Here is a 22,676-nt window from a genome sequence, read left to right as displayed (position 1 = left end):
AGGGCGGCGGGGCGCTACGTCGCCTGGATCGCTTCGTCGCCTCGCTCCTCGCGATGACGGCGGGCATTTCATTTGGGAAAGACACGCAGGGGGGGCAGCCACGAGCTGCCCCTTTTCGTTTGCCGATAAGACCTTGCCGGCCTTGCGTTGCAACGAGCTTTCTGGACAGCGGCGAGCCGCCTGACTAGAACCGGTCCGTCCCGCCGGGCGCGCCCGGTCCCTGCCCAAGATCAGAGCGCAAGACAGCGATGAGCGGCGTCAACGATATCCGGTCGACCTTCCTCGACTACTTCAAGTCAAACGGCCACGAGGTCGTGCCGTCGAGCCCGCTCGTGCCGCGCAACGATCCGACGCTGATGTTCGCCAATTCCGGCATGGTGCAGTTCAAGAACGTCTTCACCGGCCAGGAGAAGCGCCCCTATTCGCGCGCCACCACCGCCCAGAAATGCGTGCGCGCCGGCGGCAAGCACAACGACCTCGACAATGTCGGCTACACCGCCCGTCACCACACCTTCTTCGAGATGCTGGGGAATTTCTCCTTCGGCGACTATTTCAAGGATGAGGCGATCAACCACGCCTGGACGCTGGTCACCCGCGAATTCGGCCTGCCCAGGGACAAGCTCCTCGTCACCGTCTATTCGCAGGACGACGAGGCGCACGGCCTCTGGAGGAAGATCGCGGGCCTCTCCGACGACAAGATCATCCGCATCCCGACCTCGGCCAATTTCTGGCGCATGGGCGACACGGGCCCCTGCGGCCCCTGCTCCGAGATCTTCTACGACCATGGCGACCATATCTGGGGCGGCCCGCCAGGCTCGCCCGACGAGGACGGCGACCGCTTCATCGAGATCTGGAACCTCGTGTTCATGCAATACGAGGAGGCCGCGGGCGGCATCCGCACCGACCTGCCCCGCCCCTCGATCGACACCGGCATGGGGCTGGAGCGCATCGCCGCCGTGCTCCAGGGCACGCATGACAACTACGATATCGACCTGTTCCGCGCCCTGATCGGCGCCATCGCCGATCTGACCTCGGTCGATCCCGACGGGCCGATGAAGGCGAGCCACCGCGTCATCGCCGATCATCTGCGCTGCTCCGCCTTCCTGATCGCCGATGGCGTGCTGCCCTCGAACGAGGGCCGCGGCTATGTGCTGCGCCGGATCATGCGCCGCGGCATGCGCCATGCGCAGCTCCTGGGCGCCAAGGAGCCGCTGCTCTACAAGCTCGTGCCGGCGCTGACCCGCGAGATGGGCCGCGCCTATCCCGAGCTCCTGCGCGCCGAGGCGCTGATCACCGAGACGCTGAAGCTGGAGGAAACCCGCTTCCGCACCACGCTGGCGCGCGGCCTCACTTTGCTCGACGACGCCGCGAAGGACCTGACCGCCGGCCAGAGCCTGAAGGGCGACGTCGCCTTCACCCTCTACGACACCTATGGCTTCCCGCTCGACCTGACGCAGGACGCGCTGCGCGCCCGCGAGATCACCGTCGACACCGAGGGCTTCGACGCCGCCATGCAGCAGCAGAAGGCCAAGGCGCGCGCCGCCTGGGCCGGCTCCGGCGAGGCCGCGACCGAGACGCTCTGGTATCCGCTGCGCGACAGGCTCGGCGCCACCGAATTCCTCGGCTACGACACCGAGGCCGCCGAGGGGGTCGTCACCGCGCTGATCCGCGACAATGCCGAGGTCCAGGCGCTGAAGACCGGCGAGAGCGGCTTCGTGCTGGTCAACCAGACGCCGTTCTATGGCGAATCCGGCGGCCAGGTCGGCGATGCCGGCCTGATCCGCGGCGCCGACACGGTGGCCGAGGTCGGCGACGTGCAGAAGAAGCTCGGCGATGTCTTCGCCCATGCCGTCACGGTCAAGCAAGGCGAGCTCCGGCTCGGCCAGCCCGTCGAGCTCGTCGTCGACCATGCCCGCCGCGGCGCGATCCGCGCCAACCATTCGGCCACGCATCTGCTGCACGAGGCGCTGCGCCTCGTGCTGGGCGATCATGTCGCGCAGAAGGGCTCGCTGGTCTCGCCCGAGCGCCTGCGCTTCGATTTCTCGCATCCCAAGCCGATCAGCGAGGAGGAACTGCGCGAGGTCGAGGAGATCGCCAACGCGATCGTGCTCAGGAACGAGCCGGTCACGACCCGGCTGATGAGTGTCGACGATGCCATCGCTTCGGGCGCGCGCGCGCTTTTCGGCGAGAAATACGGCGAGGAGGTCCGCGTCGTCTCGATGGGGACCAATCCGGCCGGCCGCGCCTATTCGGTCGAGCTCTGCGGCGGCACGCATGCGGCGCGCACCGGCGATATCGGCCTCGTCAGCATCGTCGGCGAAGGCGCAGTCGCCGCCGGCGTGCGCCGTCTCGAGGCGATGACCGGCCATGGCGCGCGCCTGCGTCTCAACGCGGAATCGCGCCTGCTCGACGGGCTCGCCGGCCTGCTCAAGGTGCCCGCCGCCGAGGCCGGCAGCCGCCTCGCGGCGCTGATCGAGGAGCGTCGCAAGCTCGATCGCGAATTGACCGAGGCGCGCAAGAAGCTCGCCATGGGGGGCGGCGGCGCGGCCGAGGATCCGGTGCGCGAGGTCGCCGGCGCGAAGCTCCTGGCGCGCGCCGTCACCGGCGTCGAGATGAAGGATCTGAAGAGCCTCGCCGACGAGGCAAAGGCGCGGGTCGGCTCCGGCGTCGTCGCCATCGTCGGCGTCGCGGATGATGGCAAGGCCGGTGTCGTCGTCGGCGTCACGCCCGACCTGACCGAGCGTTTCGACGCGGTCATGCTGGTGCGCGCGGCTTCCGCCGAGCTCGGCGGCAAGGGCGGCGGCGGCCGCCGCGACATGGCGCAGGCCGGCGGCCCGGACGGCAGCAGGGCGCAGGCCGCGCTCGACGCCGTCGCGGCCGCGATGGGCTGATGGCGGCCGGGGCGGGTCGCGCCACCGCGCGCGCCCTCTCCCGCCGCGCCCTCTTGATCGCGGCCGGCGTCTGGCCGTCCGTGGCGGCCGCACAGAAACGGCAGAAGCCGGCTGCGCACCCGTCGCAGCCTTCGCTCTCGGCGGCTCGCAGCATCATGGCGGGCAGCCCGCTCAGCGTTTTCTTGAGCAACGCGCCGCCGGGCGCGCGCCTCGCCATCGCGCGCCCGGACGATCCCGCAAGCAAGGCGATCGTCGTCGTCGAGCCGAAGGCCACCGTGCCGGCCCTGCCGACACCGGGCGCCGTCGGCCATTATGAACTGCGTCTCACCGTCGAGAAGGACGGCGCTCCCGCGATCCTGCTGCGCCAGCCGCTCGCCACCACCGAGCCCTCGGCGACGCTCGCCGCGCCCGGGCGCGTCGGCCGCGGCCAGGGCCTGCCGGTGCGCGGCATCGGCCCCAATGGCGAGCAGGATCGCGTCGTGCTGGTCAGGCCAGATGCGCCGGCCGATGCGGAAGGCCCACGCTTTTTCCCGGCCGAGAATGTCGAAGCGACGCTGGAGGCGCCGGACCAGCCCGGCCGCTACGAATTGCGCTATGTGCTGCACGCGCCCCTGGCGGAGCATCGCATCCTGGCGCGGCGGCCGGTCACCGTCGAATGATCGCGCCGCGAGGGCGCCGCGGATTCAGGATTTGTTTGCGCCTCTCCCGCATCCTGTGACGCGTGCCCGAGGGAGAGCGGCATGCGGACGCTGAAGAACATCGTCGGAGTGCTCAGCGCGCTCATGGGCATCGCCTATTGCGGCAGCCTGATCCTCTATTTCGTCGGCGGCTGGGGCGAGCTCGGAGCGTTCAAGTCGCTCGCCGGCATCGAGGGCGGCATCGCGGGAGCGAACGCCATCGGCCTTGGCCCGACCATCCTCGGGCTCGGCGCCATCGGGCTCGTCTTCGTCATCACGCTCATCGTCCGGATCCTGCGGCTGATCGTTCGCCGCGACCCGTCCCCCGACCGGCGCGGCAGCCGACCTCGCGAGACGCTCGCCGATGACGACGGCGCCGCGGCCGACACCATGATCGCGCGCTATCTGGCGCAGCGCTCCGCGGAAGCGGCGGCCCCGCCGCCGCAGCAGCCCCTGGCGCCGCGCCCTGCGGTCAACCGCAGCCCCGGCCCGCAGCGCCCGAGTTTCGGCCGCAGGATCAGGTGATCGGAGCGGCGCCCGAGACGTGAGGCCCCCAGACGAAAGGAGCCCGGCCGATCGGCCGGGCTCCTGGTTGGCGTAGCCTGCGCAGGCCGCCTCAGGCGGCCATCGCCTTCTTCATGTTCTCGCTGACCTTCTCGAGGAAGCCGGTTGTCGAGAGCCATTTCTGGTCGGCGCCGACCAGGAGCGCGAGATCCTTGGTCATGTCGCCGGCCTCGACGGTATCGACCGTGACCTTCTCCAAGAGCGCGGCGAACTTGGCGAGCTCGGCATTGCCGTCGAGCTTGGCGCGGTGGCTCAAGCCCCGCGTCCAGGCGAAGATCGAGGCGATCGAGTTGGTCGAGGTTTCCTTGCCCTTCTGGTGCTCGCGGTAATGGCGCGTCACCGTGCCGTGCGCGGCCTCGGCCTCGACGGTCTTGCCGTCCGGCGTCATCAAGACCGAGGTCATCAGGCCCAGCGACCCGAAGCCCTGCGCCACGGTGTCGGACTGCACGTCGCCGTCATAGTTCTTGCAGGCCCAGACATAGCCGCCCGACCACTTCATCGCCGAGGCGACCATATCGTCGATCAGGCGGTGCTCGTAGGTGATGCCGGCCTTCTCGAACTCCGCCTTGAACTCGGCGTCGTAGATCTCCTGGAAGATGTCCTTGAAGCGGCCGTCATAGGTCTTGAGGATGGTGTTCTTGGTCGAGAGGTAGACCGGGTACTTGCGCATCAGTCCGTAGTTCAGCGAGGCGCGGGCGAAATCGCGGATGGAGTCGTCGAGATTGTACATCGCCATGGCGACGCCGGCGTTCGGGGCCTTGAAGACCTCCTTCTCGATGACCTTTCCGTCCTCGCCGACGAACTTGATCGAGAGCGTGCCCTTGCCGGGGAACCTGAAGTCGGTCGCGCGGTACTGGTCGCCATAGGCGTGGCGGCCGATGACGATCGGCTGGGTCCAGCCCGGCACCAGTCTCGGCACATTTCGGCAGATGATCGGCTCGCGGAAGATCACGCCGCCGAGGATGTTGCGGATCGTGCCGTTGGGCGACTTCCACATCTCCTTGAGGTTGAACTCCTTCACGCGGGCCTCGTCCGGCGTGATGGTGGCGCATTTCACGGCGACGCCGTGCTTCCTGGTGGCGTTGGCGGCGTCGACCGTAACCTGGTCGTTGGTGGCGTCGCGGTTCTCGACCGAGAGGTCGTAATAGTCGAGCTCGAGGTCGAGATAGGGGAAGATCAGCGTGTCCTTGATCTTCTGCCAGATGATGCGGGTCATCTCGTCGCCGTCCATGTCGACGACCGGGTTGGCGACCTTGATCTTGCTCATGCGATGACCCCTGTGCTCTCCTGACGGATCCATCCGGGATGGCGGCTTCAAGGCCACCTCCACGGCTGGCTCGCTTCCTAGAGCATCGGCCCGAAAAGGGGAATCAACTTTTCGGACGAGGGCGGCGGTCCGGGGAATGTGAACAGTCGATCGCAGCGCACCCCCCCTGTCATTCCGACAAGGATCCGCGCCGCCTACCGCCTGAGCTTCGCCAGCTCCACCGCCGCCCGCAATTCGATATGGGCGATGACCTCGTCGAGGCGCGGATCGTCGGTCGCCTCGCGCCGGAGCGCCAGCATGGTGCGCAGCCGCTCGAGCTCCGAGGGCAGCACCCGGCCGGAAAGCAGCGCCGCCTTCAGCCGGTCGAGTCCGTCGAGCAGGTCGTGCCCGCGCCTTGCCTGCCGGCGCTTGCGCTCCTGCGGGTCTTCCTGGGCCTGGACGGCGAGCAGGCTGTCGAGCGGCCCGGCAGCAGCGACGCCGCCAGAACGGGTCGTGCTCGCGCCATCCTGCGCCGGCAGCGTGAAGGCGGTGCCGCCCGAGCGTCTCGCGGAGCCGGCCTGGCCGGTCTTCGAGACGGGCGCGCGCGGATCGATCCTGATCATCGGCAGCCTCGTGAAGGGTTAACGAAGCCTTGCCGAAAGACGGTTAACAGCCGGTAAACCACCCGGCAGAAACTGCCGCCCCGGCAGGAAACGCAGGCTCCGCGGACGCTCGGCAGATTGGCAGCTGAACTGCAAACGACTGACAAACAAGGCATTTCAATTTCGTGCGGATTGGCATGGCCCTCGCAAGGGCTTTGGCGAGTTCAATCGCCCCTGGTGCCCAGCGCATGTTTCGCAACTTTGCCCTGACGACGCTGCTGAAGCCGCTGGCCGCGCTGATGGCCGTGGTCGTCGGCCTGTCGGCCGAGCCGGTGTTCGCGCTCTCGCGCATCAAGGATCTCGCCGCGATCGAGGGCGTGCGCACCAACCAGCTGCTCGGCTACGGCATCGTCGTCGGCCTCAACGGCACCGGCGACACGCTCAACAACACGCCCTTCACCAAGCAGTCGCTTCAGGCGATGCTGGAGCGGCTCGGCGTCAACACGCGCGGCGCCAACATGCGCACCGCCAACGTCGCCGCCGTGATGGTGACGGCGAACCTGCCGCCCTTCGCGACCCAGGGCACCCGCGTCGACGTCACCGTCTCGGCGATGGGCGACGCCAAGTCGCTCCAGGGCGGCACGCTGCTCGTCACGCCGCTGCTGGGCGCCGATGGCGAGGTCTATGCCGTCTCTCAGGGGCCGGTGGCGATCTCCGGCTTCTCGGCCGAGGGCGAGGCGAGCCGCATCACCCGCGGCGTGCCGACCGTCGGGCGCATCGCCAATGGCGGCGTCGTCGAGCGCGAGATCGATTTCGCGCTGAACAAGCTCTCGACCTTGCGCCTGTCGCTGCGCAATCCGGACCTGACCACGGCGCGCCGCATGGCCGCCGCGATCAACGAGTTCGTCGGCGGCGACTCCGCCGAGCCGACCGACCCCTCGACCGTGGTCCTGCAAATTCCCGCCCGCTTCAAGGGCAACATGATCAAGCTGCTCACCGATATCGAGCAGCTGCGCGTCGAGCCCGACCAGCTCGCCCGCATCGTCATCGACGAGCGCTCCGGCATCATCGTGATGGGCAAGGACGTGCGCGTCTCCACGGTGGCGGTGGCGCAGGGCAACCTCACCGTCACCATCAGCGAGCAGCCGCAGGTCTCCCAGCCCGAGCCTCTCGCGCGCGGCCGGACGGTGGTGACGCCGCGCACCAATGTCAGGGTCGACACCGAGGGCGGCAACAAGCTCGCGCTGATCAGCCAGAGCGTGACGCTGGCCGAGCTCGTCGACGGGCTCAACGCGCTCGGCATCGGCCCGCGCGACCTGATCTCCATTCTCCAGGCCATCAAGTCGGCGGGCGCGCTGCAGGCCGAAATCGAGGTGATGTGATGACTGCTGCGCTTGCGCTTCCCGTCGCGAATCTGGCGCTCGGCGTCGCCGGCAAGGTCGTCGGCGGCCTTGCCGACGCGCTCGACCCGGCCAAGGCCAAGGCGAAGAAGCAGGCCGACGAGTTCGAGACCATGTTCCTCGAGCAGATGACCGAGAAGCTCTTCGCCGGCGAGGGCACCGAAGGCCCGCTCGGCGAGAACGGCACCGGCGGCGGCATCTGGCGCTCGCAACTCACCCAACAATACGCCCGGCAGATCCAGAAAGCCGGCGGCATCGGCCTCTCCGATCAGATCATGCGCGACCTGATCAATCTTCAGGAACAGGCCGCGGGCGGGGTCGCGAATGCCGGCTAAGCCTGTCCTCGACGAGCGCCCGCGCATCGCCGATCCGCTCGGCGCCCGCGCTCTGATCGAGGCCGTGCTGGAGGCGCTTGGCGCCCTCTCCCACCTCGTCGGCGAGGAGACCGAGCTGATCCGCGCCGGGCGTCTGCCGGAAGCGATGACCCGCGAGCCGCGCAAGACCGAGCTCGCCGGCATCTACATGCGCGGCGTCGAGCAGGTGAAGCTGAACGCCGTCGCCCTCGCCCGCTTCGTGCCGGGAGAGGTCAAGCGGCTGAAGGAAGCCCACCATGCCTTCCAGGGCCTGATCGAAACCAACCAGATCGTGCTGGCGACGGCGCGGGCCGTCTCGGAATCGGTCGTCCGCGACCTTGCCGCCGATGCCAACAGGCCGATGCGGGCCAATGGCTACGGCCCCACCGCCACGGTCGGGGCCGGCGTCTTCGCCCGTCCCAATTCCGGGCCGCTGATGGTCTCGCGCCGGCTCTGAGCCGGCCTGCCTCGGTAAGCGAAAGGTTAACGGCGCGGTTACACCGGAAACCCTCAAGATTTACCTAATTTCTTGACGCCGGATTCAATCTTTTCTGCCAGTCTCCGCTATGTCGGGGCTTCCTTGTCCTGCTCCCGGCATCCGATGGGACCGGCGCGGCGGCGCCGTGAAAGACTCCAGAAGGAGTATGGTCATGGACTTTGGCAACGCACCCAGGATCGCGGCCGCGACCAGCGCACCGCCTGTCACCCGCGCCGATGTGACGGCCCAGGCCGGCGGCGTCGGCGTCGATCTTCCCCCCGAGCAGACCGTGCAGTCGGCCCCTGCCGGCGCGGCCGTCAATGTCGATGTGCGCGCTCAGGACCGGCAGGCGCAGGACCGCGCGGCCGAGGCGCAGCGCGCGCGGGCCGACCAGGAGCAGCCCGAGCAAACCATCGAGCGCAAGCTGACCATCGACCGGGAGACACGCGCGGTGGTGTTCCAGAAGAAGGACCAGCAGACCGGCGAGACCATCTCGCAACTGCCCGACGAGACGCTCCTGAAGCTGCGCGCCTATTCGCGCGAGCTGACCGAACGGGCGCGCGAGGCCGAGCAGACCCGCCACCAGGTCGAGGAGACGGCCTGACGCCGCCGGGCGCCGCGCTCGGACAGGCTGTATGGAAGGCCCGCTCGCGCGGGCCTTCGTCATTTTCAGGCCCTGCCCCCACCGTTGTCATTCCGGGGCTTCGCTTCGCGAAGAACCCGAAACCCACGACTGGGTAGACCACCGGCAACCGGGGATCGAATGTCTCACCCGGTCGTGGGTTCCGGGTTCGCCCTTCGGGCGCCCCGGAATGACGGGGGTGGTTCCGGAATCGACAGGCTCAAGGCCTCTTCCCGCTTTGTCGCCCCCTTTAATCCGCCGTTCACCATGCCGGAAGCCGGCGCCGGCAACACCGCATTCTAACGTCGAAATTTACCTGTCGTTACGAAGCGTCACGGCAATGTCTCCCCGTCCGGCAAGAACGCCGGTCCCTGACGGCCGAAGCGCCGTTTCCGCCAGAATGGCAAACACTAGAAGGTGTAACGAACATGGCTACGATGTCTCTCTCTGCCGGCGTCCGCAATTCGCTCAACTCGATTTCCGACGCCGCCTCGATCGCCCAGCAGGCTCAGCTGCGTCTGTCGACCGGCCGCAAGGTCAACTCGGCGATGGACAACGCGCAGAACTACTTCATCTCCGAAGGGCTCAACAACCGCGCGAGCGACCTCAGCACCCTGCTCGACGGCATCGGCCAGGGCGTCAAGGTTCTCGAAGCCGCCAACAAGGGCATCGAGACGATCACCAAGCTGGCTCAGACCGCCAAGGGTCTGACCAACTCGGCGAAGAACGCCACGACCCAGGCCGAGCGCGACTCCTATGCGGCGCAGTACACGGAAGTTCTGAAGCAGATCAACACGATCGCGAACGACTCCGGGTACAACGGCTCCAACCTGATCAAGGCCGGCGCCGCCGCCGGGACCGACGACCTCACCGTCAACTTCAACGAAGACGCCAGCAGCAAGCTGACCGTGGAAGCCAAGGCCCTGGATCAGGTCGGTCTCGCGCTCACCGACGTCGCCGCCGGAGATTGGGCCGACGACGCCGACATGGCGGCCGCAGGCGCCAAAAGCGCCGGCGACAAGATCAACGACAGCGCCGCGCTGATCGACACCGCCCTGAAGACGCTGCGCACCACCGCCGCGACCTTCGGCGCGAACTCGACCATCCTCTCGACGCGTCAGGACTTCACCAAGGGCATGATCAACACCCTGAAGTCGGGTGCCGACGCGCTCGTCCTGGCCGACTCGAACGAGGAAGGCGCGAACCTGCTCGCGGCGCAGACCCGCGGCCAGCTCGCCCAGACGGCGCTCTCGCTGGCGGCCCAGGCCGACCAGGCCGTGCTGCGCCTGTTCTGATCGAACCGGACCGCCGACAACATCAACCGGCGCGGCGAAAGCCGCGCCGGTTTTCGTTTGTGCTCCCCGCCCCTGCCGCCGCACGACACGAGGGAGCGTCGTTAACCAACGGTTAGGGTTAACGGTTCATGGTGGACCCTGAAGACGGTGTCGTTGCCGTCGCAGGGTCGCAGATCGCCATGTCCAACGTCGTCCTCACGGCCTCCGTCCGCCAGAGCCTTCTTTCCCTCCAGCGCACGAGCGAGCAGCAAGGCATCGTCGGAAACCGCCTCGCCACCGGCAAGAAGGTCAATTCCGCCCTCGACAACCCGTCGAATTTCTTCACCTCGGAAAGCCTCCAGAACCGGGCGAGCGACCTGAACCGCCTGCTCGACCAGATGGGCCTCGCGGTCAAGACGATCGAGGCCGCCGATGCCGGCATCACCGGCATCAAGAAGCTGGTCGAAACCGCCCAGGGCCTCGCCCGGCAGGCGCTCCAGTCCGGCGATGCCGCGACACGCGCTTCCCTCGCCGCGCAGTACGAGACCATCCGCACCCAGATCGACCAGTTGGCGGCGGATTCCGGCTATAACGGCACGAACCTCATCGGCACGGCCCCCGATCCCCTCGAGGTCGTCTTCAACGAGGACGGCACCAGCAAGCTCACCATCACCGGCGCGGCCCTCGATACCCTCGGCCTTCCGCTTCCCGCGGCAACCAACAGCTGGGCGAACAATACCGATATCAACGGCGATCCGGCCGCCACCCCTCCCACGACTGGCGCCCTCGGCGAGATGGACGCCGCGCTGCTCAAGCTGCGCGCGCAGGCCTCGACCTTCGGCGCCAATCTGGCGATCGTGAAGAACCGCCAGGACTTCACCAAGAACATGAACCTGGCGCTGACCACCGGCTCCGATGGGCTGGTGCTGGCCGATCCGAACGAGGAAGGTGCCAGCCTGCTCGCCCTCAACACCCGCCAGCAGCTCTCGCAGACCACCCTGTCGCTGGCCAACCAGGCCGATCAGGCGGTCCTGCGCCTGTTCGGCTGACGGCGCCACGCCGCAGGAGAAACGCGCATGGCGCTCAAGGTCGAACTCAAGCCCGGCGAGCGGATCATCATCGGCGCCGTCGTGCTCCGCAACGGCGATTCGCGCAGCCGCTTCGTCATCGAAGGCCAGGCGCCGGTCCTGCGCGAGCGCGACATCCTTACGGCCGCGACGGCGGACACCCCCGCCAGGAAGATCTATCTCGCCGTCCAGCTGATGTACCTGAACGGCGACCTCACCGACCACAACGAGGTCTATTTCCCGCTCGTCCGCGATTTCCTCGCGGCGGCGCCGAGCGCGCTACCCCTGATTGCAGAGATCAATAACCGGATATTAAGCGGCGACCTCTACAAAGCGCTCAAGGGTGCGGCGAAGCTGATCGATTACGAGCGGGAACTGATCGGACATGCAGTACGGGGCGAGCGCCTACGCGAAGACGGCTCGGGCAACGACATCGCCAAGGGATCTTGAGGCGAGCATCCTGATGAAGGCTGCAACGCGGCTCCAGGGCGTCAAGGACAACTGGGAAGCGCTGCGCGGCGATCTCGACGAAGCGCTCACCTATAACCGCAAGCTCTGGGTGATCCTGTCGACCTCCGCGACCTCCGCGGACAATCCGCTGCCCAAAGCGATCAAGGAAAGCATCGGCAGCCTCGGCGTCTTCGTGTTCAAGCACACGATCTCGGTGCTGGCGAACCCCGCCCCCGAGCGCCTCGCCATCCTCATCAACATCAACCGCGACATCGCCGCCGGCCTGCGCGGGCGCTGAAAGCGCCGCGGCTTGGAAACGGAAACGCCGCCCGATGGGGCGGCGTTTCCGTTTCCGGTGCCTCTCGCGCCGGTCAGAGGTAATTGGTCAGCGACAGCTTCGAGAGCATCGAGGTCACCTGGTAGCTCGCCTGGAGCTGCGTCTGGAGCGTCAGGATCTGCGCCGCGACCTCTTCGGTCGTGACGTTCTCGACGCCGCTGAGCGTCGTGGCGAGGTAGCTCTTCGTGTCCTGATGGCGCGCCTTTGCGGAAGCGAGCGCAGCCTGCGCCGAGCCGAATTCGGTGATGATCTCCATCGGCTTCTGGCCGGTGCCGGCATAGCCGAGCTGGTCGCTGACGCGCGACGCCATCGCCTTGTAGGCGGCCTGCGACGTCTCGTCGCCGGGTTGGAAGGTCGCCGCCGCCATGATCGCGAACTGGGCAAGCCCGGTGCGGAACGCCTCCTCGTTCGCCCGCGCGCCCGTGCCGACGATCTGTCCCTGGCCAATCTGGACGCTCGCCGTGCCGCGGGCGGAATCGGTGCCGTCGTCGCCGCGATACCAGATCACCGTCGTCGCCGCGCTGCCGGCATTGTCCGGCGGTGCCGTGGCGCTGGCGAAATTCGGGCCCGGCACGCGCTTGGGCGGATCGTTCAGGCTGCCGGCGAAGAAATCTTCGGCCGCGCGCTGGGCGGAAGCCGCGGGAAGGCTCGTCTTCGTCTCCCGCTCGATGGCCTTCTCGAGCGCCGTCTTCAGCGCCGTCGCGGTATCGGCGGGCGTCGCCCCGATCTCGAAGCCGTCGGCGTCCGAAGCGCCGGTCCCGGCTGCCCGCGCGGTCAGGGTGATCTCCTCCTGCGTCCCGTCGGGCAAGGTGAGCTTGAGGCGCAGCGTATCGCCGGGCTGCGGCTGAGCCGTCACGTCGACGGCGATGTCCGCCGGCGTCCCGGAATTATAGGTCACGGCGAGCGCAGCCGTGCTCGACGTGGCTCCGGCGAGCTTGAAACCGTAGTCATAGGGCTCGTCGGCGACGGTAACGGTCGTCGGGCCGGGGCTGTCCGTCGTCAGCCGGCCAAGCCCGCCGGTGCCGAGATCGGCCTCCTGGCGCTCCGTGATCAGGTCCTTGAGCCCGGCCTTGCCGGCCCCGTCGCCGTTCATGATCTCGTCGAAGCTCGCCACCGGCTTCACGTCCGAGGTCCGGCCGGAGAAGAGATAGCGCCCGTTGACGGAGGTGTTCAGCATGTCGAGCGTCTGCTTGAAGCTCTCCTCGGCCAGGAGCTGCGAGGGCGAGCGGCCGCTGGCGCTCTCCACATAGCCGTTGGTGGCGAGCGTGTTGCCGCGCGTCTCGCTGACGAGCTTCGAAAAGTTCTCGACGCCCTGCGAGGCGAGCTTGAGGTTCACATCGGAAAGCGCGATGCCGCCGAGCCAGGAATCGATCTGCGCGATCTTGCCGTTGAGGTCGAGGCTGACGCGCCGGTCGATGCCGAGGTCGCCATAGCTCACGGCGCGCTCCTTGGTGGAGAGCTGGCGCTGGAGATCGTCGAACTGGGCGCGGGTCGAGACGAATTCGTTCGGACGCGCCGCGCGATAGGCTCCGGTTCCGTAGGCGGTGATGGTCATCGCGGCCTCACACTCTCATCAGCACGTCCATCATCTCCTTGACCGTCGAGATGATGCGGGCATTGGCGGCATAGGCGGTCTGGAGCTCGATCAGCATCGACATCTCCTGGTCGACATTGACCTGCGCGGTTTCCTGGAAGCGGCTCTGGATCGAGGCGAGCGCGACCTGCTGGCCCTCGTCGAGGCGCCGGGCCGCCTCGACCGCCTGCCCCTGCGAGGAGACGACGCGCTGGACGAAACCGGTGATCGTGCCGGTCGTGCCCGTGGTTGAGCCGTCGAGGCCGAGCGGGGCGAAGCTGCGCTCATCCTGTGTCAGCGCCGCCAGCAGCGCGGCCGGGCGGGTGGCGTCTCCCGCCTGCGTGCCGGCCGGCCCCAGCAGCAGGGCGCGGTTCTGCACGATGTCGTCGTTGACCGCGATGCGGGCGGCAAGGCCGGTCTTGGCAGCCCCTCCGGCATAGGGCGTGTTGCCGGCGCCGTCGACGAAGACCGGGTCCCCGCCGGCACCGAGCGCCTCGGCCAGATGCGCGGCGATCTCGTCGAGCTGCGCCTGGGCCTGGACCAGCGTCTTGTCGCGCAACTCGAGATTGGCCGCGATCTCGCCGGAGCGGAAGATCCGGTTGGTGATGGCGTCCGAGACGTTGCCGGAGGCGTCGCGGATCGTGATCGTGCCGACGCCGCGCAGCGCCGGATCGGTGCTCCACTGGTCGCCGGCCTTGAGGCCGCTGTGCTCGTCGAAGCCGAAGCGGACCGCCGCCTGCCCGTCGAAGAGCTGCGTCCCCGAGCCGGTCACGACACTGACCGAGCCGCGGGCGTCCTCCATCGTCTTGATGTCGACATATTGCGACAGCTCGGAGAGGATCAGGTCGCGCTGATCGCGCAAACCCGCCGTCGCCGCGTCGTTCGGGCTGCCGACGATGCGGGCATTGACCTTGGTCAGCGCGCCGAGCAGGTCGTTGACCTTGGCGACCCCCTCGGCGATGCCGGCCTCGGCCTGGGAGCGCAGGGCCTGCACGCCGCTGGAGAGCGTGTTGAGCTGGCGCGCGAGGTCCGTCGCGCCGTCGATCACCTGCGAGCGCAGGCTGTAGGAGGACGGGTCGTTCTGGAGCGCCTGCAGCGACGAGGTGAACTTGTTGAAGATGGTATCGAGCGCGGTCGCGCTGCCCGGCGCGCCGTTGAGCTTGTCGAGGTTGGAAAGCGCGTCCGCCCGCGTCGACGTATAGGCGGCGCCGGAGGCCTCCTGCCAGAGCTGGTGCTGGACGATCTTGTCGAGCAGGCGCTGAACCTGCGTGTTCTGCACGCCGATCGTCAGGCCCGACAGACTGTCGGCGTTCGAGACCGTGCGCCGGACATAGCCGGTCGTCCCCGCATTGGCGACGTTCTGCGAGACGACGCCGATGCCGACCTGCGTGGCGTTGAGCCCGCTGATCGCCGTGTTGAGGGAAGTGCTCAGCCCCATCGTCAACTCCTGTTGCCGGAAGCGGCCCTTCTGGGCCGCGTTTCAAGCGCGCCGCTCAGCGGATGATGTTGAACACCGCGGTCAGCATCTCCTGGGCGGTGGTGATGACCTTGGTGTTGGCCGAATAGGCCTGCTGGGTGACGATCATCTTCGAGAACTCGTCTGCGATGTCGGTGTTCGACTGCTCGACGCTGCCGCCGACGAGCTGCGAGGTGCCGAGCCCGATGATCGGAGGGCCGGATTCGATCGTCTCCGCGAAGGCGCCGCCGTCGAGCCGCTTCAGCGAGTTGTCGGCGTTGAAGCGCGCGACCGAGACCTGGGCGAGCGCCACGACCTGGCCGTTGCTGAAGGTGCCGATCACCTGGCCTTCGGCCGAGACCGAGACGCGGTCGAGCGTGCCGGCGGTGTAGCCGTCCTGGCGGATGCTGCGCGCGTCGATCTGGCCACTGACGTCGCCGTTCTGGGTCAGGCCGTTGCCGCCGGTCGTCAGGTTGATGCCGGTGATGGTCGTGCCGCCGATCGTCATCGTCGGCAGCGCGATGTCGCCTGTCGCCGGAGAGACCATCTGCCCGGTCGGGCCGAAGGAGACGGTCTGGCCGGCCTGGACATAGGCGACCTCGGCGGCCGTCGTCGCACCGGTGTTCTGGGCGATGAACAGGCCCCAGGTGCCCGTGGTCGCCGGCGGGGTGCCGTTGTCGATCTTGGCCCAGCGCATCTCGACGCTGGTCGCCCGGCCGAGCTCGTCATAGACCGTCACCGAGCCACCTGGGATCGAGCTCGACAGGAAGCTGGTGATGGCGTCGCCCATCACCGCGTTGTTGGCGCCCGCGCCGCCGGGCGTGACGCTTGCCGCGTTGAGGAGCTCGCTGCCGCCCTGCGCCTTCTGCGTCGTCGCGGGCACGGCCGGGATGTTGGCGCGGTACTCGATCGAGCTCGTCGCCTTGGCCGGGAACTGCTCCTTGGTGATGCGCAGCACGTCGGGCTGCGTGCCGATGAGCTGGCCGGTCACCTGGTCGATCTGGAGGCCCTTGAGATAGTAGCCCGCGCCGTTGACCAGATAGCCGTTGGCGTCGAAGTCGAAATCGCCGCGGCGCGTATAGAGGTTCTGGTTGGAGAACTGCGTGTTGGCGCCGACCCCGCTCTGGCGCTGGTCGACCACGAAGAAGCCGTCGCCGTTGATCGCGATGTTGGTGTCGATGCGCGTCGGGTTGAGGTCGCCCTGGATCGAGTTCGTCGCCTGGCTGAAGGCGGCGACGGAGCCTGCGACCTGGCGGTTCAGCGCCGCGTCCGGCACGAGGTCGGCGAAGCTGGTATCGACGCGCTTGTAGCCCGTCGTCCGGGAATTCGCGATGTTTCCGGAGATGTTCTCCAGCGCATAGGACTGCGCCGTCATTCCCGAAACCGCCGTGGTCAACGCACTGAAAACGCCCATGGAACCCTCACCTCGACCGGCAGCCCGTGAAAGGCGGCCCACAACTGTCGAGGCTGGAACTGCACGGCCCGTGCCATCTTGCGGGGCAAGATATTTCAAGGGTTTCGATGGTTTACGGAGTGTTCCGCGGCACTCCGCACCGGGCAGAATCGCCTGCCCCGGCAGATTTTGCCGGGCTTTTAGCCCGCCTCGCCCTTGTCGCCGCGCCAGGAGCCGAGATCGCCCGCGACGTCGGCAAGCGTCGGCGGCCTGGCTTCGACGAAGGGCAGCGGCCGGCACACCGCCAGCGCCGAAAGCCCGATCCGCGCCGTCAGCATGCCGTTGATCACGCCCTCGCCGAGCTTGGCCGAAAGCCTGGCCGCGAGCCCCTGCCCCACCACCTGCTGGATCACGGCATCGCCCGCCGCGATGCCGCCGGTGAGCACGAGATGGTTCATCACCTGCCGCGCGAGCCGCAGCAGCCCGAGCGTGCCGGGCCGCCCGGCATAGATGCCGGCGATCGCGCGCAATAGCCGCGCGCAGGCGACGAGCACGAAGACGACATCGACCAGCGCGCGTGGGCTCACCGCCGTGACCAGCGAGACGCGCCGCGCCGCCTGCGCGATCTGGGCCGTCGCCTGCGCGTCGAGCGGCGACAGCAGGCTGCGCTCCGCCACCGTCAGCATGTCGCGCGCCGCGAAGAGCTGCGGCAGCGCCTCCTGCAGCGCGGCGCGGCCCTGCGCCGTCTGCGCCCGGCCCTTGTAGAGGCCGATAAGCTCGTCCGCGATCGCCCGGCCCTCGCCGGGCGTGCCGGCGGCGAGCGCCGCGACGGCACGCGCGCGCAGCGCCTCTACCTTGCGCTCGCGCAGGATGTCGCGCGTGACCCGCCCCAGCATGACGATGAGCGCCAGCGCCGCGACGGCGGCACACACCAGCGCGGCATAGCCGAGCGCCGGGTTCTGGCTCATCAGCGCGCGGATCGTGTTCTCGACCCAGACGCCGGCCGCAAGCGCCAGGAAGCCCGAAAGCCCCGCCACGAACAGCGAGCCCCAGGAGAAGCGCCGCCTGAGCGCGGGCGCTGCGGCGGGCTCGGGCGCATCGATCGGCTCGCTTTCCGGCAGGATGGCGAGATCGCCTTGCCGAACCGGGGCCTCGCCGGCCGCTTCGCCCGGCATGGGAGCATCGAGGCGGATCGCGCGCGGTGCCTTGCTCATGGCCGCATCCTCCTCATGCCAGCCGGTCGCCGATCAGGAAGTCGAGCGCACGGTCGAGGCGGATCTGCGGCGGCGGCTTGAGGCGCCCGCCGGCATCGGGCTCAACCAGCGGCGGCCGGAAGCGCGGCGCCCTCACCTGCCAATGCGCCTTGGGATCGAAGATCGCCTCGGGCCGCTCCGGCAGCTCGCCGGGAAAGATCGCGGCTTCCGCGATGCCGTCGAACACCTGCCCGTCGATCGCCTCGCCGGCCTCGGGCACGCCGGCGATGGCCGGCAGTTCCTCGCGCCCTTGCCTGATCCTGACCTCGTGCGTCGCCCGGACCGCCGCCAGCGCCATCGCCTCGACGCGCGCGCCGGCGCCTTGCGCCCGCGACAGCGCCCGGCCGACCAGATGCGCCATCACCGCCGCCAGCCGGTCATGGCTCGCGTGGTGGATGTGATCGGCCTTGGTCGCGGCGAAGAGCACGCGCTCGATGCGCGGCGAAAACAGGCTCGACAGCCAGGAATTGCGCCCGACCGCGAAGGCGGCGAGCGCCTGCCCGAGCGCGGTTTCGAGATCGGCCAGCGCCGGCGCCCCGGCATCGAGCGCGGCGAGCACGTCGACCAGCACGATCTGCCGGTCGAGCCTCGCGAAATGGTCGCGGAAGAACGGCGCCACCACGACGCGCTTATAGGCTTCGAAACGCTCCGCCATCAGCGCCGCGAGCGTGCCGGGCCGCACCTGCCCATCATGGCCGAGATCGAGCGGCGCGAAGGTGAGCGCCGGCGAGCCTTCGAGATCGCCCGGCATCAGGAAACGTCCCGGCGGCGTCACCGCCACCGCCTCCGGATCGGCGCGCAAGCGGGCGAGATAGCCCTTGAACAGATCGCTCGCCGCTTCCGCCGCGAGCTCGTCCGGCGCACCGTCCGGATCCCGTCCCGGCAAGTCGGCCAGCCACGCCGCCGCCGCCTCGCGCCGATGCGCTTTACGCGCATCCGCGACCGCCTGCGCCGACCAGCTCCTGTAGTCCTGCCCGATCAGCGCGAGATCGAGCAGCCATTCGCCGGGATAGTCGACGATGTCGAGCGTCAGCGTCGCCGGCCCCTTGAACCAGCCGGCCGCGCGCTCGTAGTCGATCTCGACGCGCAGCTCCGAGATCCGCCGTGTCGATTCCGGCCAGTGCCGCCCCTCGCCCTTCATGGCGGCGCGATGCGCCTCGTAGGGAAAGCGCGGCACGTCGGGGTCGGGCTGCGGCACCAGCCTGACGCGGGCGATCCGCCCTTCGGAGGCCGCCTTCAGCACCGGCAGCTTCGCCCCCTCGATCAGGTTCTGGATCAGGGCGGTGGTGAACACGGTCTTGCCCGAGCGCGACAGGCCGGTGACGCCGATCCGCAGCCGCGGGCGCGCGAGCCCGAGCAGGCTGTCGCCGAAGGCGAGCGCCGCGTTGCGGGCGCTGTCGAGATAGGAGGTGTCGCTCACGATGCCGCGGCGATCATTCGTCCGGCCCCTCGCCGAGCGAAGCCGGCGTGACGAAGCGATCGAGCCGGCCCTCCCGCTCCGCGACCGCGTACCAGTGCTCGGTGGCGAAATCGACCACGGCGAGCCCGCAGGTCGGGTATTTCCGGCTCATCCGCGCCGCCGCATAGCGGTCGCCATGGCCGGTGAGGAGGTGCGCCAGCTCCTCGAAGCCGGGGTTGTGGCCGATCATCAGCAGGGTTCGCACCTCGTCCTCCACCTCCTGCACGACGTTGAGGAGCCTTTCGGTCTTCGCCTCGTAGATCCGCGGCTCGAAACGCAGCGCCGGCCGGTCCGGCAGCATCGGCGCGACGAGCTCCCAGGTCTCGAGCGTCCGGCGCGCCGGCGAGACCAGAACGAGGTCGGGCAGCAAGAGTTCCTCGGCGAGATAGCCCCCCATCACGGGGGCGGCCTCGCGCCCGCGCGCCGCGAGCGGCCGGTCGCGGTCGGCGACACCGGTCGGCCAGTTGGACTTGGCATGGCGCAGGAGCATGAGGCGTCGCATGGGACTGATCTAACCACAGCCCGGCGAATTTGCGAGTGGGGCTGTTAGGCGCGCGTTCGCCGCGCTGAACGAGCTTCACGGATCGAGTCTGCCCTCACCGCCCCTCGCGCCGCGCCATGAAGGCGAGCTTCTCGAACAGCGAGACGTCCTGCTCGTTCTTGATGAGCGCCCCGTGCAGCGGCGGGATCAGCTTGCGCGGGTCGCGCTCGCGCAGCACCTCGGGGCCGATGTCCTCGGCGACGAGCAGCTTCAGCCAGTCGAGCAATTCGGAGGTCGAGGGTTTCTTCTTCAGGCCCGGCACCTCGCGCACCTCGAAGAACAGCCGCAGCGCCTCCTCCATCAGCCGCTTCTTGATGCCGGGGAAATGCACCTCGACGATCCGCTGCATCGTCTCGGCGTCGGGAAAGCGGATGTAATGGAAGAAGCAGCGGCGCAGGAAGGCGTCCGGCAGGTCCTTCTCGTTGTTGGAGGTGACGATCATCACCGGCCGCCGCACGGCCCTGATCGTCTCGCCCGTCTCGTAGACATGGAATTCCATGCGGTCGAGCTCGAGCAGGAGGTCGTTGGGGAACTCGATATCGGCCTTGTCGATCTCGTCGATCAGCAGCACCGGCCTCTGCTCCGAGACGAACGCCTCCCAGAGCTTGCCGCGCCGGATGTAGTTGGCGATGTCGGAAACCCTGCTGTCGCCGAGCTGGCTGTCGCGCAGGCGGCTCACCGCATCGTATTCATAGAGGCCCTGCTGCGCCTTGGTCGTCGACTTGACGTGCCAGGTGATCAGCGGAGCGCCAAGCGCCGCCGCGATCTCCTCGGCCAGCACGGTCTTGCCGGTGCCGGGCTCGCCCTTGACCAGGAGCGGACGCTCCAGCCGGATCGCGGCATTGACGGCGACGGTGAGGTCTTCGGTCGCGACGTAGTTTTCGGTGCCGGCGAAACGCATGGACGATCCTTCTGAACGCATCGGCCAAGGCTAGCCCATCGCTGCCCGGCGCGGAAACCGCTTTTTTGCCGGCCATGTCTGAGCACCCGTCCCTAAAGGCTCGTGCCGCAAGACGAATTTCTGCCCGCCACGGCGATTCCGCAGTTGTGCGGCGCCGCCGCGAGCCGCAAGAATTGACGGCACATCCTCCATCGCGAATCGCAAGGCCCTCCCCTTGGCCGGAACAGTCGATCCTTCCGTCTACAAGGACGCCGTCGTCGTGCTCGCCACCGCCGGCGTGGTCGTGCCGCTGGCGAAGAGCCTCAAGGTCAATTCGATCATCGCCTTCGTCGCCTGCGGCGTCCTGCTCGGCCCGTTCGGCCTCGGCGCGCTGGCCACCCGGTTTCCGCTGCTGGACACGGTCACCGTCTCGCATGCGGAAGCGCTCGCCGGGCCCGCCGAGCTCGGCGTCGCCTTCCTGCTCTTCGTCATCGGGCTGGAACTGTCCTTCGAGCGCCTGATGACGATGAAGCGCCTCGTCTTCGGGCTGGGCCTGAGCCAGGTCGGCCTCTGCGCCGCCGTGATCGGGCTTGCCGCCTATGCGCTCGGCCAGCCGGCGGCGGCGGCGCTGATCATCGGCTTCGGCCTGGCGCTGTCCTCGACCGCCATGGTCGTCGAGCTGCTGGCGGCGAAGAAGCGGATGATGACCTCGGCCGGCCGCGCCTCGTTCTCGATCCTGCTCTGCCAGGACCTCGCCGTCATCCCGCTCCTGTTCCTGATCACCGTGCTCGACGCCCAGAACGGCTCGGGCTCGCTCATCGCCGGGCTGGCGCAGGCCTTCATCCAGGCTTTCGCGGCGATCGCGACCATCGTCGTCATCGGCCGGCTGGCGCTGCGCCCGCTGTTTCGGCTGGTCGCCGTGACCAATTCGACCGAGAGCTTCATGGCGGCGACGCTGCTCACCGCGCTCGGCACCGGCCTCATCGCCGCCGCGGCCGGGCTGTCCATGGGCTTAGGCGCCTTCATCGCCGGGCTACTGCTCGCCGAGACCGAGTTCCGCCGGGCGATCGAGGTCACGATCGACCCGTTCAAGTCGCTGCTGATCGGCGTTTTCTTCCTCACGGTCGGCATGGGCGTGAACCCGGTCGACATCGCGGCCCATCCCTTCGCGATCCTGGGCGGCGCGGCGGGCCTCGTCCTGGTCAAGACGGCGATCATCTACGGGCTTGCCCGCGGCTTCAGGCTGAGCGCCGCGACGGCGCTGGAAACCGCGATCATGGTCGCGCCGGGCGGCGAGTTCGCCTTCGTGCTGCTCAATGCCGCGACCGGGGCCAAGCTGATCGATCCCCACGCCACCAGCATCGTGCTCGCCGCCGTCTCGCTGACCATGGTCGCGCTGCCCTTGCTCGCCCGGATCGCGCGCAATCTCGGCCAGAGGGTCGCCACACCCGTCACCTTGCCCGACGAGGCCAAGGTCCTGCCGCCCGACGCGCAGGTGCCGCGCGCCATCGTGGTCGGCGGGGGCCGCGTCGGGCGCCTCGTCGGCTCGATGCTGGACGAGCACGGCAAGCCCCACATCGTCATCGATTCCGACGCCACGCTGATCATGGAACAGCGCCGGGCCGGGCGCCCAGCCTATTACGGCGATGCGACGCGGCCGGAATTCCTGCGCCTGTGCGGCCTGGAGGACGCGACCGCGCTGATCGTGACGCTCGATAATCCGCGCGCCGTCGACGCGACCGTGCTGGCCGCCCGCTCGCTGCGCCCCGACCTCGTCATCGTCGCCCGCGCCCGCGACGCCGCCCATGCCCGCCACCTCTACGAGATCGGGGTGAACGACGCGGTGCCGGAGACGATCGAGGCGAGCCTGCAACTCTCGGAAGCGGCGCTGGTCGGGCTCGGCGTGCCGATGGGCCTCGTCATCGCCTCGGTCCATGAACGGCGCGACGGCTTCCGCGCCGAGCTCAAGCCGGCGGGCGCCGCCACCGCCCGCACGCTTCCGCGCCACGCCCGCTCGCGCCGGCTGTGACGCCCGCCGCCGCGGCAAGCCTCCGCGCCTCCCGCCCATCGCCTAGCCGGGTTGCGGCGTTCACGCTTCGCATCCCCGCTCAGCCGTGATCTAAGGAGGAAACGGTTTCACCCGAAGCCACTCCAGCCCTC

At 68.7% G+C, this 22,676-nt stretch carries 21 protein-coding genes; 12 read left to right on the top strand and 9 right to left on the bottom strand.

Annotated elements, in window-relative coordinates; genetic code table 11:
- The first annotated feature begins 248 nt into the window (after positions 1 to 248).
- The 3 genes from alaS (at position 249) to M9917_RS14130 (ending at position 4,093) form a co-directional block, all read left to right on the top strand.
- Positions 249 to 2,891: an alanine--tRNA ligase gene (alaS, locus tag M9917_RS14140; RefSeq protein ID WP_297254508.1), complete on the top strand. Its 2,643-nt coding sequence runs from the start codon at positions 249 to 251 to the stop codon at positions 2,889 to 2,891.
- Positions 2,892 to 3,073: 182 nt separating this feature from the next.
- Positions 3,074 to 3,550, top strand: a complete 477-nt coding sequence (locus tag M9917_RS14135) for a hypothetical protein (protein WP_297254507.1) — start codon at positions 3,074 to 3,076, stop codon at positions 3,548 to 3,550.
- An 81-nt stretch (positions 3,551 to 3,631) separates the two neighbouring features.
- Positions 3,632 to 4,093, top strand: a complete 462-nt coding sequence (locus M9917_RS14130; protein ID WP_297254506.1) for a hypothetical protein — start codon at positions 3,632 to 3,634, stop codon at positions 4,091 to 4,093.
- A 91-nt stretch (positions 4,094 to 4,184) separates the two neighbouring features.
- Here the strand turns inward: M9917_RS14130 and M9917_RS14125 are convergent, their stop codons facing one another.
- Both M9917_RS14125 and M9917_RS14120 read right to left on the bottom strand, forming a co-directional pair.
- Positions 4,185 to 5,399 (bottom strand): NADP-dependent isocitrate dehydrogenase, encoded by a 1,215-nt coding sequence (locus M9917_RS14125; RefSeq protein ID WP_297254505.1) that lies wholly within the window; start codon positions 5,397 to 5,399, stop codon positions 4,185 to 4,187.
- A 194-nt stretch (positions 5,400 to 5,593) separates the two neighbouring features.
- A complete protein-coding gene (locus M9917_RS14120) occupies positions 5,594 to 6,001 on the bottom strand; it encodes a flagellar assembly protein FliX (protein WP_465246355.1) in 408 nt (135 codons plus the stop codon).
- Between the two features lie 278 nt (positions 6,002 to 6,279).
- On the opposite strand from M9917_RS14120, the gene M9917_RS14115 reads away from it, so the two are divergent.
- The 8 genes from M9917_RS14115 to flaF all read left to right on the top strand — a co-directional run bounded on the left by M9917_RS14115 (position 6,280) and on the right by flaF (position 11,922).
- Complete coding sequence (locus tag M9917_RS14115) at positions 6,280 to 7,362, top strand: flagellar basal body P-ring protein FlgI (RefSeq protein ID WP_297254876.1); 1,083 nt, start codon at positions 6,280 to 6,282, stop codon at positions 7,360 to 7,362.
- On the top strand, positions 7,362 to 7,715 hold the full coding sequence (locus M9917_RS14110) for a rod-binding protein (RefSeq protein WP_297254504.1): 354 nt from the start codon (positions 7,362 to 7,364) through the stop codon (positions 7,713 to 7,715). The genes M9917_RS14115 and M9917_RS14110 overlap by 1 nt, the downstream gene beginning before the upstream one ends.
- Positions 7,705 to 8,190 carry a hypothetical protein gene (locus tag M9917_RS14105; protein ID WP_297254503.1) on the top strand — a complete coding sequence of 162 codons (486 nt, stop codon included), beginning with the start codon at positions 7,705 to 7,707 and terminating at the stop codon, positions 8,188 to 8,190. The genes M9917_RS14110 and M9917_RS14105 overlap by 11 nt, the downstream gene beginning before the upstream one ends.
- Positions 8,191 to 8,383: 193 nt before the next feature.
- A complete protein-coding gene (locus M9917_RS14100) occupies positions 8,384 to 8,815 on the top strand; it encodes a FlaG family protein (protein ID WP_297254502.1) in 432 nt (143 codons plus the stop codon).
- A 446-nt stretch (positions 8,816 to 9,261) separates the two neighbouring features.
- Entirely contained in the window at positions 9,262 to 10,128 is an 867-nt protein-coding gene (locus M9917_RS14095; protein ID WP_297254501.1) for a flagellin, read from the top strand.
- Positions 10,129 to 10,307: 179 nt separating this feature from the next.
- Positions 10,308 to 11,156, top strand: coding sequence for a flagellin N-terminal helical domain-containing protein (locus tag M9917_RS14090; protein ID WP_297254500.1), 849 nt, complete (start codon positions 10,308 to 10,310; stop codon positions 11,154 to 11,156).
- Between the two features lie 27 nt (positions 11,157 to 11,183).
- The gene (gene flbT / locus M9917_RS14085; RefSeq protein WP_297254499.1) at positions 11,184 to 11,624 is read left to right on the top strand and encodes a flagellar biosynthesis repressor FlbT; all 441 of its coding nucleotides are present in this window, start codon (positions 11,184 to 11,186) and stop codon (positions 11,622 to 11,624) included.
- Entirely contained in the window at positions 11,560 to 11,922 is a 363-nt protein-coding gene (gene flaF / locus M9917_RS14080; protein WP_297254498.1) for a flagellar biosynthesis regulator FlaF, read from the top strand. The genes flbT and flaF overlap by 65 nt, the downstream gene beginning before the upstream one ends.
- Positions 11,923 to 11,995: 73 nt before the next feature.
- Here the strand turns inward: flaF and M9917_RS14075 are convergent, their stop codons facing one another.
- The 7 genes from M9917_RS14075 to M9917_RS14045 all read right to left on the bottom strand — a co-directional run bounded on the left by M9917_RS14075 (position 11,996) and on the right by M9917_RS14045 (position 20,537).
- The gene (locus tag M9917_RS14075) at positions 11,996 to 13,516 is read right to left on the bottom strand and encodes a hypothetical protein (protein ID WP_297254497.1); all 1,521 of its coding nucleotides are present in this window, start codon (positions 13,514 to 13,516) and stop codon (positions 11,996 to 11,998) included.
- Positions 13,517 to 13,523: 7 nt separating this feature from the next.
- Positions 13,524 to 14,972: a flagellar hook-associated protein FlgK gene (gene flgK, locus M9917_RS14070; protein ID WP_297254496.1), complete on the bottom strand. Its 1,449-nt coding sequence runs from the start codon at positions 14,970 to 14,972 to the stop codon at positions 13,524 to 13,526.
- Positions 14,973 to 15,027: 55 nt separating this feature from the next.
- Positions 15,028 to 16,404, bottom strand: a complete 1,377-nt coding sequence (locus M9917_RS14065) for a flagellar hook protein FlgE (RefSeq protein WP_297254495.1) — start codon at positions 16,402 to 16,404, stop codon at positions 15,028 to 15,030.
- 179 nt (positions 16,405 to 16,583) lie between these two features.
- Positions 16,584 to 17,597 (bottom strand): YcjF family protein, encoded by a 1,014-nt coding sequence (locus M9917_RS14060; RefSeq protein ID WP_297254494.1) that lies wholly within the window; start codon positions 17,595 to 17,597, stop codon positions 16,584 to 16,586.
- A gap of 13 nt (positions 17,598 to 17,610) precedes the next feature.
- The gene (locus M9917_RS14055) at positions 17,611 to 19,059 is read right to left on the bottom strand and encodes a YcjX family GTP-binding protein (RefSeq protein ID WP_297254874.1); all 1,449 of its coding nucleotides are present in this window, start codon (positions 19,057 to 19,059) and stop codon (positions 17,611 to 17,613) included.
- A 10-nt stretch (positions 19,060 to 19,069) separates the two neighbouring features.
- Complete coding sequence (locus M9917_RS14050; protein ID WP_297254493.1) at positions 19,070 to 19,597, bottom strand: SixA phosphatase family protein; 528 nt, start codon at positions 19,595 to 19,597, stop codon at positions 19,070 to 19,072.
- A 94-nt stretch (positions 19,598 to 19,691) separates the two neighbouring features.
- Entirely contained in the window at positions 19,692 to 20,537 is an 846-nt protein-coding gene (locus M9917_RS14045) for an AAA family ATPase (protein WP_297254492.1), read from the bottom strand.
- Between the two features lie 214 nt (positions 20,538 to 20,751).
- Between M9917_RS14045 and M9917_RS14040 the strand changes: the two genes are divergently transcribed.
- Positions 20,752 to 22,545: a cation:proton antiporter domain-containing protein gene (locus M9917_RS14040; protein WP_297254491.1), complete on the top strand. Its 1,794-nt coding sequence runs from the start codon at positions 20,752 to 20,754 to the stop codon at positions 22,543 to 22,545.
- Positions 22,546 to 22,676: the final 131 nt, after the last annotated feature.

Origin of the sequence: Bosea sp. (in: a-proteobacteria) (assembly GCF_023953965.1) — a bacterium.
In the GTDB taxonomy this organism is placed as follows: Bacteria; Pseudomonadota; Alphaproteobacteria; order Rhizobiales; family Beijerinckiaceae; genus Allobosea.
Note: the sequence above shows the minus strand (reverse complement) of the source record. Positions and strands in the feature narration are given on the sequence as shown.